At 69.2% G+C, this 16,640-nt stretch carries 18 protein-coding genes; all 18 read left to right on the plus strand.

Going from position 1 to position 16,640, the window contains the following annotated elements:
- Positions 1 to 49 precede the first annotated feature (49 nt).
- The 18 genes from rsxA to QM701_RS04770 all read left to right on the plus strand — a co-directional run bounded on the left by rsxA (position 50) and on the right by QM701_RS04770 (position 16,273).
- Complete coding sequence (gene rsxA / locus QM701_RS04685; protein ID WP_415165927.1) at positions 50 to 634, plus strand: electron transport complex subunit RsxA; 585 nt, start codon at positions 50 to 52, stop codon at positions 632 to 634.
- Positions 634 to 1,206: an electron transport complex subunit RsxB gene (gene rsxB / locus QM701_RS04690; RefSeq protein WP_415165928.1), complete on the plus strand. Its 573-nt coding sequence runs from the start codon at positions 634 to 636 to the stop codon at positions 1,204 to 1,206. The genes rsxA and rsxB overlap by 1 nt, the downstream gene beginning before the upstream one ends.
- Positions 1,207 to 1,219: 13 nt before the next feature.
- Complete coding sequence (rsxC, locus tag QM701_RS04695) at positions 1,220 to 2,929, plus strand: electron transport complex subunit RsxC (protein ID WP_415165929.1); 1,710 nt, start codon at positions 1,220 to 1,222, stop codon at positions 2,927 to 2,929.
- Between the two features lie 64 nt (positions 2,930 to 2,993).
- The gene (locus QM701_RS04700) at positions 2,994 to 4,019 is read left to right on the plus strand and encodes an RnfABCDGE type electron transport complex subunit D (protein WP_415165930.1); all 1,026 of its coding nucleotides are present in this window, start codon (positions 2,994 to 2,996) and stop codon (positions 4,017 to 4,019) included.
- The gene (gene rsxG, locus QM701_RS04705; protein ID WP_415165931.1) at positions 4,016 to 4,669 is read left to right on the plus strand and encodes an electron transport complex subunit RsxG; all 654 of its coding nucleotides are present in this window, start codon (positions 4,016 to 4,018) and stop codon (positions 4,667 to 4,669) included. The genes QM701_RS04700 and rsxG overlap by 4 nt, the downstream gene beginning before the upstream one ends.
- Before the next feature lie 16 nt (positions 4,670 to 4,685).
- Positions 4,686 to 5,372, plus strand: a complete 687-nt coding sequence (locus QM701_RS04710; protein ID WP_415165932.1) for an electron transport complex subunit E — start codon at positions 4,686 to 4,688, stop codon at positions 5,370 to 5,372.
- A 19-nt stretch (positions 5,373 to 5,391) separates the two neighbouring features.
- Complete coding sequence (gene nth / locus QM701_RS04715) at positions 5,392 to 6,042, plus strand: endonuclease III (protein WP_415165933.1); 651 nt, start codon at positions 5,392 to 5,394, stop codon at positions 6,040 to 6,042.
- Between the two features lie 32 nt (positions 6,043 to 6,074).
- On the plus strand, positions 6,075 to 7,169 hold the full coding sequence (locus tag QM701_RS04720; protein WP_415165934.1) for an FIST C-terminal domain-containing protein: 1,095 nt from the start codon (positions 6,075 to 6,077) through the stop codon (positions 7,167 to 7,169).
- A 32-nt stretch (positions 7,170 to 7,201) separates the two neighbouring features.
- Positions 7,202 to 7,825, plus strand: coding sequence for an HD domain-containing protein (locus tag QM701_RS04725; protein WP_415165935.1), 624 nt, complete (start codon positions 7,202 to 7,204; stop codon positions 7,823 to 7,825).
- A gap of 260 nt (positions 7,826 to 8,085) precedes the next feature.
- Complete coding sequence (locus tag QM701_RS04730) at positions 8,086 to 9,333, plus strand: MFS transporter (protein ID WP_415165936.1); 1,248 nt, start codon at positions 8,086 to 8,088, stop codon at positions 9,331 to 9,333.
- A gap of 46 nt (positions 9,334 to 9,379) precedes the next feature.
- On the plus strand, positions 9,380 to 10,636 hold the full coding sequence (locus QM701_RS04735; RefSeq protein WP_415165937.1) for a hydantoinase/carbamoylase family amidase: 1,257 nt from the start codon (positions 9,380 to 9,382) through the stop codon (positions 10,634 to 10,636).
- 3 nt (positions 10,637 to 10,639) lie between these two features.
- On the plus strand, positions 10,640 to 11,590 hold the full coding sequence (locus QM701_RS04740; RefSeq protein ID WP_415165938.1) for a helix-turn-helix domain-containing protein: 951 nt from the start codon (positions 10,640 to 10,642) through the stop codon (positions 11,588 to 11,590).
- A complete protein-coding gene (locus tag QM701_RS04745) occupies positions 11,587 to 12,306 on the plus strand; it encodes an orotate phosphoribosyltransferase (RefSeq protein ID WP_415165939.1) in 720 nt (239 codons plus the stop codon). The genes QM701_RS04740 and QM701_RS04745 overlap by 4 nt, the downstream gene beginning before the upstream one ends.
- Positions 12,303 to 12,629: a hypothetical protein gene (locus QM701_RS04750; protein WP_415165940.1), complete on the plus strand. Its 327-nt coding sequence runs from the start codon at positions 12,303 to 12,305 to the stop codon at positions 12,627 to 12,629. Before QM701_RS04745 ends, QM701_RS04750 begins: the two co-directional genes overlap by 4 nt.
- Before the next feature lie 109 nt (positions 12,630 to 12,738).
- Entirely contained in the window at positions 12,739 to 13,551 is an 813-nt protein-coding gene (locus QM701_RS04755; protein WP_415165941.1) for a dihydroorotate dehydrogenase electron transfer subunit, read from the plus strand.
- Between the two features lie 2 nt (positions 13,552 to 13,553).
- Entirely contained in the window at positions 13,554 to 14,477 is a 924-nt protein-coding gene (locus tag QM701_RS04760) for a dihydroorotate dehydrogenase (protein ID WP_415165942.1), read from the plus strand.
- Between the two features lie 6 nt (positions 14,478 to 14,483).
- Positions 14,484 to 14,912, plus strand: coding sequence for a DUF1841 family protein (locus tag QM701_RS04765; RefSeq protein ID WP_415165943.1), 429 nt, complete (start codon positions 14,484 to 14,486; stop codon positions 14,910 to 14,912).
- Between the two features lie 173 nt (positions 14,913 to 15,085).
- A complete protein-coding gene (locus QM701_RS04770; RefSeq protein WP_415165944.1) occupies positions 15,086 to 16,273 on the plus strand; it encodes an NAD(P)-dependent oxidoreductase in 1,188 nt (395 codons plus the stop codon).
- Positions 16,274 to 16,640 lie beyond the last annotated feature (367 nt).

Here is a 16,640-nt window from a genome sequence, read left to right on the forward strand (position 1 = left end):
AGCGGATAATCCCCGCCTGATCCGACTGAAACCACCGCTTGCAGGAACAATGGTCCATTACCTGTTCATCGTCATCGGCGCCGTGCTGGTCAACAACGTCGTGCTGGTGAGGATTCTCGGCCTGTGCCCGTTCATGGGCGTGTCCAAGAAGCTGGACACCGCCTTCGGCATGGGCGCGGCGACGACCTTCGTGCTGACCGTCGCCACCGGCGCCAGCTACGTGATCGACCACCTGCTGCTGACGCCCTTCGGCCTGGAATACCTGCGCACCATCTCGTTCATCGTCACCATCGCCGCGATCGTGCAGTTGACCGAGATGGTCATCCAGAAGACCAGCCCGGTGCTGCATCAGGTGCTGGGCATCTACCTGCCGCTGATCACCACCAACTGCGCCGTGCTCGGCGTGCCGCTGCTCAACGTCGCCAACGGGCACAATTTCCTCGAATCGCTGGTGTTCGGCGCCGGGAGCGCCGTCGGCTTCTCGCTGGTGCTGGTGCTGTTCGCCGGCATGCGCGAACGCATCGAGGGTGCCGACGTGCCGGCGCCCTTCCGCGGCGTGTCGATCGCGATGATCACCGCCGGGCTGATGAGCCTCGCCTTCATGGGCTTCGCCGGCCTCGACAAGTATCAGTGATGCTCACCGCGCTCCTCATCATGGCGCTCGGCGCCGTCATCCTCGGCGCGGCGCTCGGCTACGCCTCGATCAAGTTCAAGGTCGAGGGCAACCCGCTGGTCGAGAAGATCGACGCCATCCTGCCGCAGACCCAGTGCGGCCAGTGCGGCTATCCGGGCTGCCGGCCCTACGCCCAGGCGATCGCCGAGGGCGAGGCGGACATCAACCGCTGCCCGCCCGGCGGCCAGGAAGGCGTGGCCAAGCTGGCCGACCTGCTCGGGCGCGAGGTCAAGCCGCTCGACGCCGAGGAAAAGCCCAGGCAGGTGGCGCTCATCGACGAACAGTTGTGCATCGGCTGCACGCTGTGCATCCAGGCCTGCCCGGTCAACGCGATCGTCGGGGCGGCCAAGCAGATGCACACCGTGGTCGCCGCGCTGTGCACCGGCTGCGAACTGTGCGTGAAGCCCTGCCCGGTCGAGTGCATCAGCATGGAGCCGGTGCCCGAGAAGATCGACAGCTGGAAGTGGAAATATCCGGTCTTCGCCATCCGCGCCGTTTCTCCAGCGGCCGAACCCGTGCGGCGCGCCGCCTGAACGCGGGACGACCATGCTCCAGCGACTTTTCCAGTTCAAGGGCGGCGTCAAGCCGGAAACGCACAAGGCGCCGTCGGTGCAGGCGCCGATCGGCATCGCCCCGCTGCCCTCGCTGCTCATCGTGCCGCTGCACCAGAGCATCGGCGGCCATCCGCAGCCGCTGGTCGCGGCCGGCGAGCGCGTGCGCAAGGGCCAGCGCATCGGCGCGGCGGACAAATGGGTCTCGTCGGCGGTGCATGCGCCGACCTCGGGCACCGTGCTCGCCGTCGAGGAGCGCACCGCCGCGCACCCGTCCGGCCTGCCGACACTGTCGGTGGTCATCGAGCCGGACGGCCGGGACGAGTGGATCGAACGCACGCCGCTCGACCACGCCGCGCTGACGCCGGAGCGCGTGCGCGAGATCCTGCGCGACGCCGGCGTGGTCGGCCTGGGCGGCGCCGTCTTCCCCAGCCACGTCAAGACCGAGGCGGCCCGCTCCGTGCCGATGGAGGAGCTGGTCATCAACGGCGCCGAGTGCGAGCCGTTCATGACCTGCGACGACATGCTGATGCGCGAGCGCGCCGAAGGCATCGTGCGCGGCGCGGCCATCTTCCGCGATCTGCTGCAGCCGCGGCGCGTGCTGATCGGCATCGAGGACAACAAGCCCGAGGCGATCGCCGCCATGCGGGCGGCCGTAAGCGCCGTCGGCGAGGATTTCGCGGTGATCGCGGTGCCGACTCGCTACCCGGCCGGCGGCGCCAAGCAGCTGATCCGCGTGCTCACCGGCAAGGAAGTCCCGGCCAGCAAGCGCTCGCCGGAAATGGGCGTGCAGTGCTTCAACGTCGCCACGGCCTACACCGCGTGGCGCGCCGTGGCCTTCGGCGAGCCGGTGCTGTCGCGCATCGTCACGCTCACCGGCAACGTCGAACAGCCGCGCAACTGGGAGCTCCTGCTCGGCACGCCGCTGCGCGAAGTCCTGCCGCTGATGCGCCCGCGGGCCGACACCAACCGCTACGTCATGGGCGGCCCGATGATGGGCTTCGACCTGCCGAGCCTGGATGCCCCGGTGGTCAAGGCCACCAACTGCATCATCGCCGGCTCGCCGGCGCTGTTCCCGCCGCCCGCGCCGGAGATGCCGTGCATCCGCTGCGGCGCCTGCGCGCTGGCCTGCCCGCACGAACTGCAGCCGTTCGAGCTGTACTGGTTCGCGCGCGCTCGCAATTTCGGCAAGACGCAGGAATACCAGCTGTTCGACTGCATCGAATGCGGCTGCTGCAGCTACGTCTGCCCGTCGCACATCCCGCTGGTGCAGTACTTCCGTTTCGCCAAGAGCGAAATCTGGTCGCGCGAGCGGGACAAGCTCAACGCCGACGCGGCCAAGGCGCGCTTCGAGTGGCGCAACGCGCGCGACGAGCGGGAAAAGGCCGAGAAGGCCGAACGGCTGGCCCGGGCCGCCGCGGCCAAGGCGGCGGAAAAGGCGGCACCCGCCGGTGCGCCGGCAGGAGCGACGCCGGCCAATGCCGCTCCGGTCGACGCGGAAGCGGCGAAGAAGGCGGCCATCGCCGCGGCGATGGAGCGCGCCCGCGCGCAGCGGGAAAGTGTCCAGCCGAAAAATCTCGACGGCCTGACCGCCACCCAGCGCAAGGAAATCGCCGAGATCGACAAGCGCCGCGCGCCGCTGCAGGAACAGGACGCGACCGCGCCGCAGGCGGAGACGCACGACGCGCGGGGAGAACAACAATGAGCCTTACCGGTTTCTCGCCGCGCCCGCCGCGCGTTCGGCGTCCGGAACGCCTGGAAGAGACTGAATGAACGGTCCCACGGATTTCATCACGCCGCCGTATCTGGCGCAGAACATCAGCGTCCGCCGCGTCATGCTGCAGGTGCTGGCCGCGCTGCTGCCGGGCGTCGCCGCCTACCTGTGGCTGCTCGGCCCGGCCGTGCTGGTGCAGCTCGGCATCGCCACGGCCACGGCGCTGCTTGCCGAGGCGGTCATGCTCGCCGTGCGCGGCAAGCCGCTCGGGCTGTTCCTCGGCGACGGCAGCGCGGTGGTCACCGCCTGGCTGATCGCACTGGCCTTCCCGCCGCTGGCGCCGTGGTGGCTGGTCGCGGTCGGCACGGCCTTCGCCATCGTGGTGGCCAAGCACCTCTACGGCGGCCTCGGGCAGAACCCCTTCAACCCGGCGATGATCGCTTTCGCGGTGTGCATCGTCTCGTTCCCGGCGCTGATGTCGCAATGGCCGGCGATCGATGCCGGCGCGGGCTTCGGCGAGCGGCTGGCGCTGATCCTCGGCCAGGCGCCGCGCCTCGACGCGCTGACCGGCGCCACGCCCCTCGACGCGCTGAAAACGGCGCTCAAGCTCGGCGAGGGACGGACCGGCGTGGCCGCGATCACCGCCGACCGCCACGTGTTCGGGTACGTCGCCGGGCACGGCTGGGAATGGGTTTCCGCCGGCTACCTGCTCGGCGGGCTGTGGCTGTGGTGGCGCGGGGTCATCGGCTGGCACGTGCCGGTCGCCTTCCTCGGCGGGCTGGCGGCGATCTCGGGCGCGTTGTGGCTGTGGCAACCGGAGGCCTTCGCCGACCCGCTGTTCCACCTGTTTTCCGGCGGTTCGATGCTCGGCGCGTTCTTCATTGCCACCGACCCGGTGACCGGCTGCACGACGCCGCGCGGCAAGCTGATCTTCGGCTTTGCCGCCGGCGTGCTGGCCTACCTGATCCGCGTCTTCGGCGGCTACCCGGACGGCGTGGCCTTCGCGGTGCTGCTGCTGAACATCTGCGTACCGGTCATCGACCTGTACACGCAGCCGCCGATCTTCGGCATGAAGAAATGACGCAGAGCAAGCCCATCACCGCCCCCCGGATGGCCGCGCGCACGGCGCTGATCCTGTTCCTGTTCGTGCTGGTGTTCACCTCGCTGCTGTCGGGCGCGTACCTGTGGACGCTGCCGTCCATCGAAGCGGCCGCCGCCGAGGAGAAGATGAAGCTGATCGACGCGGTGCTGCCGCGCGATCGCTACGACAACAAGCTGCTCGACGACGTCGCCGTGCTCGGCGCCGCGCCGGAGCTCGGCCTCGACGCCCCGGCACGCATCCTGCGCGCGCGCAAGAGCGGCCGGATCGAGGCGCTGGTCCTCGAAGCCGTGGCGCCCGACGGCTATTCCGGCAAGATCCGGCTGCTGCTGGCGCTGCGCGCCGACGGCGAGGTGATCGGCGTGCGCGTCATCGCGCACAAGGAGACGCCCGGCCTCGGCGACTACATCGAGCCGCAGAAGGACCGCAACAAGGCGCGTCCGTGGATCACCCAGTTCGACGGGCTCAACCCGGCGACGATCGAGGCGCATGCATGGCAGGTGCGCAAGGACGGCGGCCGCTTCGACTCGGTGGCCGGCGCCACGGTCACGCCGCGCGCGGTGATCAAGGCGGTGCGCAAGGCCGGGCTGTTCGTCGCGGCGAACCGCGAACGCATCCTGGCGTCACAGTAGCGGAAAAGGAGACACCATGACCCCCGCCGAACTCCGCCAGATCGCCGCCAACGGCGTCTGGAAACAGAATTCCAGCCTGGTGCAGATCCTCGGCCTGTGCCCGCTGCTGGCGGTCACCACCAACCTGGTCAACGGCGCCATGCTGTCGCTGGCCACCATCCTGGTGATGGCGCTCTCGGGGGCCGCCGTCTCCGCGCTGCGCAACCTGATCCCGCACGAGATCCGCATCCCGGTGTTCATCCTCATCGTCGCCACGCTGGTCACGGTGGTCGACCTGCTGTTCAACGCCAACCTGCACCAGCTCTACCTGGTGCTCGGCATCTTCATTCCGCTGATCGTCACCAACTGCATCGTGCTCGCCCGCGTCGAAGCCTTCGCCAACAAGAACCCGCCGCTGCAGTCGATGTTCGACGGCGTGTTCATGGGCGTCGGCATGCTGTGGACGCTGTCCCTGCTCGGCGGCCTGCGCGAGCTGATCGGCAAGGGCACGCTGTTCTCCGGCATCGACATGGTCATCCCCGGGCTCAGCCCGCTGCAGCTCTTCCCCGCCGACTACCCCGGCTTCCTGCTGGCCCTGCTGCCGCCCGGCGCGTTCATCGTGCTCGGCTGCCTGGTCGCCTGGAAAAACTGGATCGAGGCGCGCGCCGCCGCGCGCGGGAAACGCGCGCCGCTCGCCCCGGCCGCCGCCGGCCATAGCCATTGACCGCTCCCGACCACTGCCCATGAACGCCGCCCGCCGCACTGCCCTGTTCGAACGCCTGAAGGCGGCCAATCCGGCGCCGACCACCGAGCTCGAATACGCCACGCCGTTCCAGCTGCTGATCGCCGTCATCCTCTCGGCGCAGGCCACCGACAAGAGCGTCAACGTCGCCACGCGCCGGCTGTTCGCCGACGCGCCGACGCCGCAGGCGATCCTCGCGCTCGGCGAGGAAAAGCTGGCCGAATACATCAGCCGCATCGGCCTGTACCGCACCAAGTCGAAGAACGTCATCGCCACCTGCCGGCTGCTGCTCGAACGGCACGGCGGCGAGGTGCCGCACGAGCGCGCCGCGCTCGAAGCCCTGCCCGGCGTCGGGCGCAAGACCGCCAACGTGGTGCTCAACACCGCCTTCGGCGAACCGACCATCGCGGTCAACACGCACATCTTCCGCGTCGCCAACCGCACCGGCCTGGCGCCGGGGAAGACGCCGCTGGCCGTCGAACTCGGGCTGCTCAAGGCCGTGCCGCCGGTCTACCGCAAGGACGCCCACCACTGGCTGATCCTGCACGGCCGCTACGTCTGCAAGGCGCGCAAGCCGGAGTGCTGGCGCTGCGTGATCGCCGAATACTGCGAGTTCCCGCACAAGAACGCGGCCGCGAGCGTCGCGGCGTAGGCCTGCTCCCGCTCCCATTCCACCGCTCTCCGATGACGCTCGCCACGGCTCTCGTCTCCGCCAACGCCGCGCACGCCCGGCTGGCCGAGGAGGCGGTCGCGGCGGCGCTGGACAAGGCCGGGCTCGCCCGGGCCAACGCCGTGCTGCTCTTCCTGACCCCGGAATTCGCGCGCTGCGCCCAGGCCGCCGTGACGGCCGCGGCGCACGCCGCGCAATGCCTGCAGGTGGCCGGCGGCATCGCGCCCGGCGTGCTGACCGAGCAGGGCTGGGTGCTCGACCGCCCGGCGGCGGCCGCGCTGGTCTTCGGCGATCCGTTTTCCCTGGCCCCGTGCGCGCACGCCGATGCCCCGCTGCTCGGCCTCGCCGACGCGCTGCCGCCGGCGGACTGGCTGGCCATGGCGCCGCGTTTCGGCGGCGTGCTCGGCAGCGGCTTCGCCGACCCGACGACGCGCGGCGGGCCGGCGCTCTGGCAGCAAGGCCGGCCCGCCGCGCCGCACGCCAGCCTGTCGCTGGGCGGCGCCGAAATCGCCGTCGGCCTGTCAACCGGCCTGCGCGTGCTCGGCCAGGCCCAGCGGATCACGCGCGCCTCCGGCTTCGATCTCGAAACGCTGGACGGCCGGCCCGCCGCGCAAAGCCTGCGCGACGCCCTGCCGCCCGACCTGCGGGACGCGCCGGCCCGGCACGCGCACCACCTCGCGGCGATTCTCCACGACGCCGAGCCGGCGCCGGACGATCCGCGCCACGGGCGAGGCGATCGCATCGCGGCGGTGATCGACGCCGCCTCCGAACATACGGTCACCCTCGCCGAGCGGGTGCGCGGCGGCCAGTACCTGGCCTGGGCCACGCGGCAGCCGGCGGCGGCCGAGGCTGAAATGCGCGCCGCCGTCGCCCGGCTGGAAGTCGCGGCGCCCGCCTGCGCGCTGATGTTCTCGTGCATCGGACGCGGCCCGTTCTTCTACGGCGGCGAGGACCGCGATCTGGCGGCCCTGCGCGCGCGCTTTCCCGGCCTGCCGATCCTCGGCGCCTACGGGACCGGCCAGCTCGCGCCGGCGGAGCGCCCGCCGGGCGGCTCCCGGCTGTACCACAACGCCGTCGTCGCCGCGCTCATCGGACGCGGGCGGCGCTGACTCCTTTTCCATCACTCCGCCATCCATACGCCATGACTTCTCCCCTGCCTCCCGAATTCGGCCCGCTCGCCCGGCAATTCGCCTTCCTCCTCGAAATCGACCGGCTCAAGACCGTGCTCCGCCAGAACACGCTGCTCGACCGCAGCCGCCGCGAAAACAGCGCCGAGCACAGCTGGCACGTGGCGCTGCTGGCGCTGGTGCTGGCCGAGCATGCCGAACGCCCGGTCGACGCGGGCCGGGCGATCGAGCTGCTGCTGGTGCACGACCTCGTCGAGATCGATGCCGGCGACACCTTCGCCTACGACGCGCGCGGCGCCGAGACGCAGGAGCAGCGCGAACAGGATGCCGCCGAGCGGATTTTCGGGCTGCTGCCGCCGGCGCAGGCGCAGCGCCTGCGCGCGCTGTGGGACGAATTCGCCGCCGGCGAGACGCCGGAAGCGCGTTTCGCGCTGGCCGTGGACCGGCTGATGCCGATGATCCACAACGCGCTCACCGAAGGCAGCGCCTGGCGGGCCAACGGCGTCCGCGCCGAACAGGTGCGCCGGCGGGCCGAATCGATCACCCGCGGCGCGCCGGAACTCGGCGCGCTCGCCAACCGCCTGATCGACGCCGCGGTCGCGGCGGGATATCTCCCCGACGCCGCGCGCGGGAGCTGAGACGCCTCTCCCTCCCCTTCAAGGGGAGGGTTGGGGTGGGGATGGGGTGAGTGCCCAACCTCGCCGCAACACCCCATCCCCCTCCCAGCCTCCCCCTTGAAGGGGGAGGAGCGAATGCGCCCAACCTTCATGCCCCCACATAGCACTTGCGTCTCAAAATTTAGACTGGTATCTTTTTTTAAACAAGCCTTCAGAATTCATTCATATACCTTTGCGGTGCTCATCCCGCGGCAGCTTTTTTCTTTTGGGAGATCCTCGATATGGAAACGACAAGCGCCAATCCTCCGGTCGCCGCCAGCGGCACCGACGAAAAAGTCAGCAAGTACGGCTGGAAAGCCCTGGCCGGCTCGACCGTCGGCTATGCGATGGACGGCTTCGACCTCTTGATCCTCGGCTTCATGCTCTCGGCGATTTCGGCCGACCTGCAGCTCTCGCCGACCCAGGCCGGTTCGCTGGTCACCTGGACGCTGGTCGGCGCCGTCGCCGGCGGGCTGATCTTCGGCGCGCTGAGCGACGTGTACGGGCGCATCCGCGTGCTCACCTGGACCATCGTCCTGTTCGCCGTCTTCACCGGCCTGTGCGCCGTGGCCAGCGGCTACTGGGACCTGCTTTTCTACCGCACCATCGCCGGAGTCGGCCTGGGTGGCGAGTTCGGCATCGGCATGGCGCTGGCCTCCGAAGCCTGGCCGGCCAAGCACCGTGCGCGCGCCACCTCCTACGTCGCGCTCGGCTGGCAGCTCGGCGTGCTGGCCGCCGCGCTGGTCACGCCGGCGCTGCTGCCGAACATCGGCTGGCGCGGCATGTTCCTGGTCGGGGTGATCCCGGCGTTCGTCGCCTGGTTCATCCGCAACCGGCTGCACGAGCCGGAACTGTTCGTCAGGAGCACGGCCAAGCGCCGCTCGATCATCGATGCCTTCAAGCTGCTGTTCAAGGACACGGCGACCAGCAAGATCAGCGTCGGCATCGTGGTGCTGACCTCGGTGCAGAACTTCGGCTACTACGGCTTGATGATCTGGATGCCGAACTTCCTCTCCAAGCAGCTGGGCTTCAGCCTGACCAAGTCGTCGATGTGGACCGCGGTGACCATCCTCGGGATGATGTTCGGCATCTGGGTGTTCGGCCAGCTCGCTGACCGCATCGGCCGCAAGCCGACCTTCCTGCTCTTCCAGGCCGGCGCCGTGATCATGGTGCTGACCTATTCCAACCTCGCCGACCAGAGCCTGATGCTGTGGGCGGGCGCGGCGCTCGGCATGTTCGTCAACGGCATGATGGGCGGCTACGGCGCGCTGATGTCCGAGGGCTATCCGACCGAGGCGCGCGCCACGGCGCAGAACGTGCTGTTCAACATCGGGCGCGGCGTCGGCGGCTTCGGGCCGGTCGTCGTCGGCTCGCTGGTGGCGACGTACTCGTTCCAGATCGCCATCGGCCTGCTCGCCGCGATCTACGTGCTGGACATGATCGCCACGGTGTTCCTCATCCCCGAGCTCAAGGGCACGGAACTCAAGTAAAGGCCGGCTCGCCGCGGCATCGACACGAACGCCAGGACACACGCCCATGGATTTGAAGGAATCGCGCTCCATCGCGGAAAAACTGTTCGCCGAGATCCGCGAACTCACGTTCGACGGCGTCGGCGTCTCGCGGGAAAGCTATGGTGCCCGGGAATCCGCCACCGCGGACTACCTGCGCCGCTTCGCCGCCGACGCCGGCTTCGCGGTACGGGCCGACCGCGCCGGCAACCTGGTGATCGGCTTCCCCGACGCGCCCGCCGACGCGCCGGCCGTGTGGTGCGGCTCGCACATCGATTCGGTGCCGCAGGGCGGCAACTACGACGGACTGGCCGGCGTGGTGGCCGGCCTGCTCTGTCTGCTGGAACAGCAGCGCAGCGGCGTGCGCTCGCCGCTGCCACTGCAGGTGCTCGGTTTCCGCGGCGAGGAAAGCGCCTGGTTCGGCAAGGCCTACATCGGCTCGTCCGCCCTGCTCGGCAAGCTCGACGCGGACGATCTGGCGCTGCGCCAGCGCGACACCGGCGAAACGCTCGGCGCCTGCATGCAGCAGGTCGGCGCCGACATGGAGGCGATCCGCGCCGGGCAGGCGCTCTTCGATCCGCAGACGGTGCGCGCCTTCCTGGAACTGCACATCGAGCAAGGCCCGGTGATGGAGGCGCGCAAGCTGCCGGTGGCGATCGTCTCCGGCATACGCGGCAACATCCGGCACAACGGCGTGCAGTGCATCGGCGCCTCCGGGCACTCCGGCGCCATTCCCCGCTGGCTCAGGCGCGACGCGATGTTCGCGGTGGCCGACCTGATCATGCGGCTCGACGAGCACTGGAGCGTGCTGCTCGAACGCGGCACCGACCTCGTGGTCACCACCGGCATGCTGTCGACCAACACCGCCGAGCACGCCACCTCGCGCATCCCCGGCCACGTCAAGTTCAGCTTCGAGGTGCGCAGCAAGAGCATCGACACGCTGGAGGCCTTCTACCAGTTGATGCGCGCCGAGTGCACCGCGATCAGCCGCGAGCGGCAGGTGCGCTTCGAGTTCGACCGCCGCCTGCTGTCCAGCCCGGCGACCATGGACCCGCAGTTGTGCAACCTGCTGTCGAAGGTCTGCGCCGGCAAGAACATCCCGTTCGAGGTCATTCCCAGCGGCGCGGGGCACGACGCCTCGATGTTCGCCAACGCCGGCATCCCCAGCAGCATGATCTTCGTGCGCAACGAGAACGGCTCGCACAACCCGGACGAGGCCATGGACCTCGACGATTTCATGCTCGGCGTCGACGTGCTCGACCGGGCAATCCACGAAATCCGCTGACCGATGCCCGCGCCGTCGCTTCCTCCCCCCGCCGCCGTCCCGTCGTCGATCGACTACGCGGAGCTGGGCTGCCGCCTGCGCGCCTACCGCATCGGCGCCTCGCTGCTGGCCGACGAGGTGGCCGAGCGCCTGGGCATCTCGCGGGCGGCGCTGTACCGGATGGAGCAGGGCAAGATCGTCAAGATCGAAACGCTGGAGCGGCTCGCCCAGTTGCTGGGCACGTCGCTGGCGTCGCTGCTCGGCGTCGAGGTCGAGTACTACTCCACCGCGCGCGGCTTCCTCGAACGCATGCGGCAGATCGAGCAGGAGGCGGAGCGGATCGTCGCCCACTTCGAGCCGATCTCGCAGCTGCTGGCCTCGGACGACTACCAGGAGCACCTGCGGGCGATGCTGCTCGAATCGCTGCCGCAGAGCGCGCCGCAGGCCGCCCGCCACCGCACGGAGGTGGCCGGCATCCTCGACATCCTGGCCGAACGCAAGGCGGCGTTCGCCGCGCGGCGGCCGAACGTGGTCAGCCTGATCGGACTGCGCGAACTGGAACTTTTCCTGCGTACCGGCCTGGTCGGCACGCTGGACCTCGACGAGTCCACCCGCCGGCAGCGCATCGAGGCCGCCCGCAAGGAAGTCGAACGCATCGCCGAACTGATGGAAAACGGCCCGATGCACATCCGCATCGGCCTGATCGAGGACGCCATGCCCGCCGCCTCGTTCCAGCTCCTGTACGGAGCGCAGCGCACCGTGCTCGCGGTCAGCCCGTTCCGGCTCGGCGAAATGCCGAGCATACGCAACGGCATCGCCACCATCACCGCCGCGCCGGAACCCGTCCGGCTCTACGAGGAGATGACCGAGTGGCTGTGGGAAAATGCGCTCAAGGGGAAGACGGGCGCGGCGCAACTGCGTAGAACTGTTGGACCTGACCTGACCCCCCCTCATCCGCTGGAGGCTCCGCCATGACACCGACCACTGCCCTCAGGGACGACGAAGACATCCGCGTGGCGAAGGACGTCTCGCTCGCCCTGCTCTCCACGTCCTGCATCGAGGTCCAGATGGACGAGCCGTTCCGCCTGCCGTCCGGCTGGGCCAGCCCGGTCTACATCGAATGCCGGCGGTTGATTTCCTTCCCGGAGATCCGGCGCAAGCTGGTCAAGTACGCGCTCGACCTGCTGCGCAAGCGCCATTGCCTCGACGGCGTCTCCGCGGTCGCCGGCGCCGAGGCCAGCGGCATCGCCCTGGCCGCCTGGATCGCCGAGGAGCTCAACCTGCCCATGCAGTACGTGCGCAAGCAGCGCAAGGGGCTCGGCCCCGGCCGGCAGGTCGTCGGCGTGGTGCATCCCGGCGAATCGGTGCTGCTGGTCAACGACCTCATGTCGGGCGGCTACTCGGTGGTGAACTGCTGCCTGGCGATCGCCGAGGCGGAACTGCGCGTCAAGGACGCCTTCGTCGTCTTCGACTACGGCACCTTCCCGACCCGCAACGTGCTGGACACCATGGGCGTCACAGTCCATTCGCTGGCGACGTGGCAGGACATCCTCGTCGCGGCGCGCGAAAGCGCGAAGTTCCAGACCCGCGAGCTCGCCGAACTGGAGACCTTCCTGGCCGACCCCATGCAGTGGTCCCATGCCCACGGAGGAAAATCCTCCACCAAAACCGAAACGAAAGGACTCATATGACCTTCCAGGAAACCGCAGCCCAATTCGCGCAGTCCGGCGGAGGCACCGACGATTTCAAGCGCCTGTACAAGGAGGCGTTCAGCCTGATGAAGACGGACGGTGCCAACGCGGCGCTCTACTTCGTGATCGGCGTCGCCGCGCATGCCTACGTCCTCACCTACGAGGACCAGGCGGTCACCACCGAACTCGCCGAAAGCGCCAAAGCCGCGCTCGTCGGATTCAACGAGAAGATCTGCCGGGCGCTCGACGCGGACCCGGCGACGCGCCTCGCGTTGCTGGGCGAAGTCGCCAGCGACTACCAGTTCCAGGTCAACAGCTTCTGAGGTTCAACAGGACCCCCTTGCGCAAACCGCCTCGACCCCTGCCCCGGCGCAACCGGCCGTGGGCGCGGCGGGGTGCGCACGCCACACCGAAACCCGCTGGAGACACACCATGCAATTCGCTTCACAGATCCTGTCCAACGTCGAGATCGCCCGCGACTACTGGCGCATCCGCCTGACCGCCCCGCGCGAATTCGCCGCCGCCACGCCGGGCCAGTTCGTCATGGTGCGCATCGGCGGCGGCCTCGATCCGCTGCTGCGCCGGCCGCTGGCCGTCTTCGACCTCGGCACGGACGAAACCGGCGGCGTCGCGCAGGTGTGGTTCGAGATGCTCTACAAGGTCGTCGGCAAGGGCACCGCCATGCTGTCGACGATGCGCGCGGGCAGCGCCGTGGACATCCTCGGCCCGCTCGGCACCGGCTTCGACATGGGCGGCGACGACGAGGAAAAACTGCTGGTCGGCGGCGGCATCGGCCTCGCGCCGCTCTACCTGCTCGCCACCGAACTGGTGCGGCGCAAGTCGCCGGTGCACCTGTTCGCCGGCGGCCGCACGCGCGACGACCTGTTGTGCCTCACCGATTTCGAACGCCTCAGCGTCAAATGCCACTGCGCCACCGAGGACGGCTCCTACGGGGCGAAGGGCTTCGTCACCGTGGCCCTCAACCGCCATCTCGACGCGCTCGCCGGCAAGGCCACGCTCTACGCCTGCGGGCCGGACGGCATGCTGCACGCGCTGGCCAAGATCGCCGCCGAGCGCAAGCTGCCCTGCCAAGTCTCGCTCGAAGGCTACATGGCCTGCGGCGTCGGCGCCTGTCTCGGCTGCGTCGCCACCGGCAAGAACCATTCGCCGCAAACCCCGGACTATCGCTGCGTCTGTACCGAAGGACCGGTTTTCGAAGCCAGCGAACTGCAGTGGGGAGCCTGAACATGAGCACCAGCAAGCCAAACATGCGCGTTTCGTGCGCCGGCCTCGACCTGCGCAACCCGGTGATGACCGCCTCCGGCACCTTCGGCTACGGCGAGGAATTCTCCGAGTACGTCGACCTCACCAAGCTCGGCGCCTACATCACCAAGGGCCTGTCGCTGCGCCCGCGCCCCGGCAATCCGACGCCGCGCATCGTCGAGACGCCCGGCGGCATGCTCAACGCCATCGGCCTGCAGAACGTCGGCATCGAGGCCTTCATCGAGAAGAAGCTGCCGTTCATCCGCACCGTCAACACGCCGTGCATCGCCAACTTCTTCGGCGACACCGTCAACGAATACGCCGAAATGGCCGGCCGGCTCGACGAACTGCCGGAAATCGCCGCGCTGGAAATGAACATCTCCTGTCCCAACGTCAAGCACGGCGGCATCGTCTTCGGCACCGACCCGACCAGCGCCGCCGGCATCGTCGCCGCCTGCCGCAAGGCGACCAAGAAGCCCCTGATCGTCAAGCTCTCGCCCAACGTCACCGACATCGTGGCGATGGCCAAGGCCTGCGCCGACGCCGGCGCCGATTCGCTGTCGATGATCAACACCCTGATCGGCATGGCCATCGACCTCGGTACGCGCCGCCCGGTGCTCGCCAACTTCACCGGCGGCCTCTCCGGACCGGCGGTCAAGCCCATCGCCCTGCGCATGGTCTGGGCCGTGTCCCGCGCGGTGAAACTGCCGATCATCGGCATCGGCGGCATCATGACCGCGACCGACGCGATCGAGTTCATCCTCGCCGGCGCCACCGCCGTGCAGGTCGGCACCGCCAGCTTCATCACGCCGGGCGCCGCGCAGCAGATCGCCGAGGGCATGGAAGCCTGGATGCTGGCCCAAGGCGAAACCGACATCCGCAACCTGATCGGCGCCCTGCGGGTCTAAGCCTGCATGTTCAATCCATCCCGCGAACAAGTCCGCCGCTTCTTCTGCGAATCCTGGCGCAAGCACCGCGAGCGCCTGGTCCTAGAAGGCGCCGAGGCGACGGCGGCCGACCTGATCGCCGAGCACCCCGAGTACCACGCCCTGCTGGAGGACCCGCAGGCGGCGGTCGAACGCGAGTTCACGCCCGAGGGCGGGCAGATGAACCCCTTCCTGCACCTCTCGCTGCACCTGGCGATCGCCGAGCAGATCAGCATCGACCAGCCGCCGGGCATCAAGGCCGCGTATGCCGCCCTGCGCCGCACGCTGGACGTGCACGACGCCGAGCACGCCATCATGGAATGCCTCGGCGAGACGCTCTGGCGCGCGCAGCGGAACAACGCGCCGATGGACGGCGAAGCCTATCTCGACTGCGTCCGGCGCAAGGCGGGCGGCTGATCGGCCGATAGACGTTGCGGCCCCGGCAAGGCGGCATTAAGCTGCTCGGACAATCGCGCCGCAGGCCCGGTCACGAGTCGCTGGCCTGCGAGCTGTCCGGGAAGAATGCAAGGCGCAGTCGCACTGGACGGCATGCGAAAACAACCCGAATCATTACCCATGAGGGAGTTTCCATGAAGATCCTGATTGCCGACAAGGTATCCGCCAAGATGGTCGCCGACTTGCAGTCGCTGGGCTGCGAGGTGGCGCTCGAACCCGACCTGTCCGCCGAGGCGCTGCCCGCGGCGCTCGCCGGGGTGGAAATACTGATCGTCCGCTCCAAGCAGGTCACCGCCGCGGCCATCGAGGCGGGGAGCTCGCTGTCGCTGATCATCCGCGCCGGCGCCGGCGTCAATACCATCGACATCAAGAAGGCCAGCGAAAAAGGCATCTACGTCGCCAACTGTCCCGGCAAGAACACCGACGCGGTCGCCGAACTGGCGATCGGCCTGCTGATCGCCGCCGACCGCCGCATCCCCGAGGCGCTGATCGACCTGCGCGCCGGCCAATGGCGCAAGAAGGAATACGGCAAGGCGCGCGGCCTGAAAGGCCGCACGCTCGGCGTCGTCGGCCTGGGCAGCATCGGCTGCGCCGTGGCCCGCCGCGCGCTCGGGCTGGAAATGAACGTCGTCGGCTGGTCGCGCAGCCTGACGCCGGCCCGCGCCAAGGCGCTCGGCGTCGGCTACTGCGCCACGCTCGAAGAGTTGGCCGAGAGCGTCGACGCCGTCAGCGTGCACCTCGCGCTGTCCAAGGACACCCGCGGCCTGCTCGGCGGCGCCTTCTTCGAACGCATGAGGAAAGGCGCGCTGTTCGTCAACACCGCGCGCAGCGAAGTCGTCGACGGTGCCGCGCTGAAGGCGGCGCTCGCCGCCGGCAAGATCCGCGCCGCGCTCGACGTGTTCGAGAACGAGCCCGCGGGCGGCGAAGCCCCGTTCGCCGACACCGAACTCGCCGGTCGGCTGGCCGCCGCCTCGCCGCACATCGGCGCCTCCACCGACCAGGCCGAGGAAGCCATCGCCGAGGAAACCGTGCGCGTGGCGAAGACCTTCCTGGAGACCGGCAAGCCGGTCAACGCGGTCAATCCGCGCAAGCTGCACAGCGGCGTGCCGCTGGTCATCCGCCACTACAACCGCGTCGGCGTCCTGGCCAGCGTGCTCGGCGAGCTGCGCGCCGAGGGCATCAACATCGAGGAGATGGAAAACACCATCTTCGAGGGCGAACTCGCCGCCTGCTGCGCGCTGGTGCTCGACAAGACACCGTCCGAGGCCCTGATGCAGCGCATCGCCAAGGCCGAAAACGTCATCCAGGCGGCGCTGAAGTAAGCCTTCTCCAGCCGGGCCGGCGGCCGCCGCCGCCCGGCATCCTTCGCCAGAGCGTCGAGTCAGGCCCCTAACTCCTGCGGCAAGCCGCGGTAACGCCCGGCGGCGAGGTCCGCGCCGGCCTCGCCGATCTTTTTCCGTCTTCTTCCGGAAACAACCAGGCACATAGACGGCGGCCGACCTTGCCGCATGGATAGCCCGGAATGCGCCCCTCGGGCGCCACGACTCCGGATTTCCTTTTCCCCTTTGCCCATAGCGTTCGACGGCGTCCGCTCGTCCGGCTACAGGCCGCGCCGTGACTGGCCCGGCGGGCAATCCGCCGCGCGCCGCGCCGCGAGATATCCCATGAAACCAGTAAAAACATTTGTTG

It is taken from the genome of Propionivibrio sp. (assembly GCF_047602565.1).
Taxonomy (GTDB): Bacteria; Pseudomonadota; Gammaproteobacteria; order Burkholderiales; family Rhodocyclaceae; genus Propionivibrio.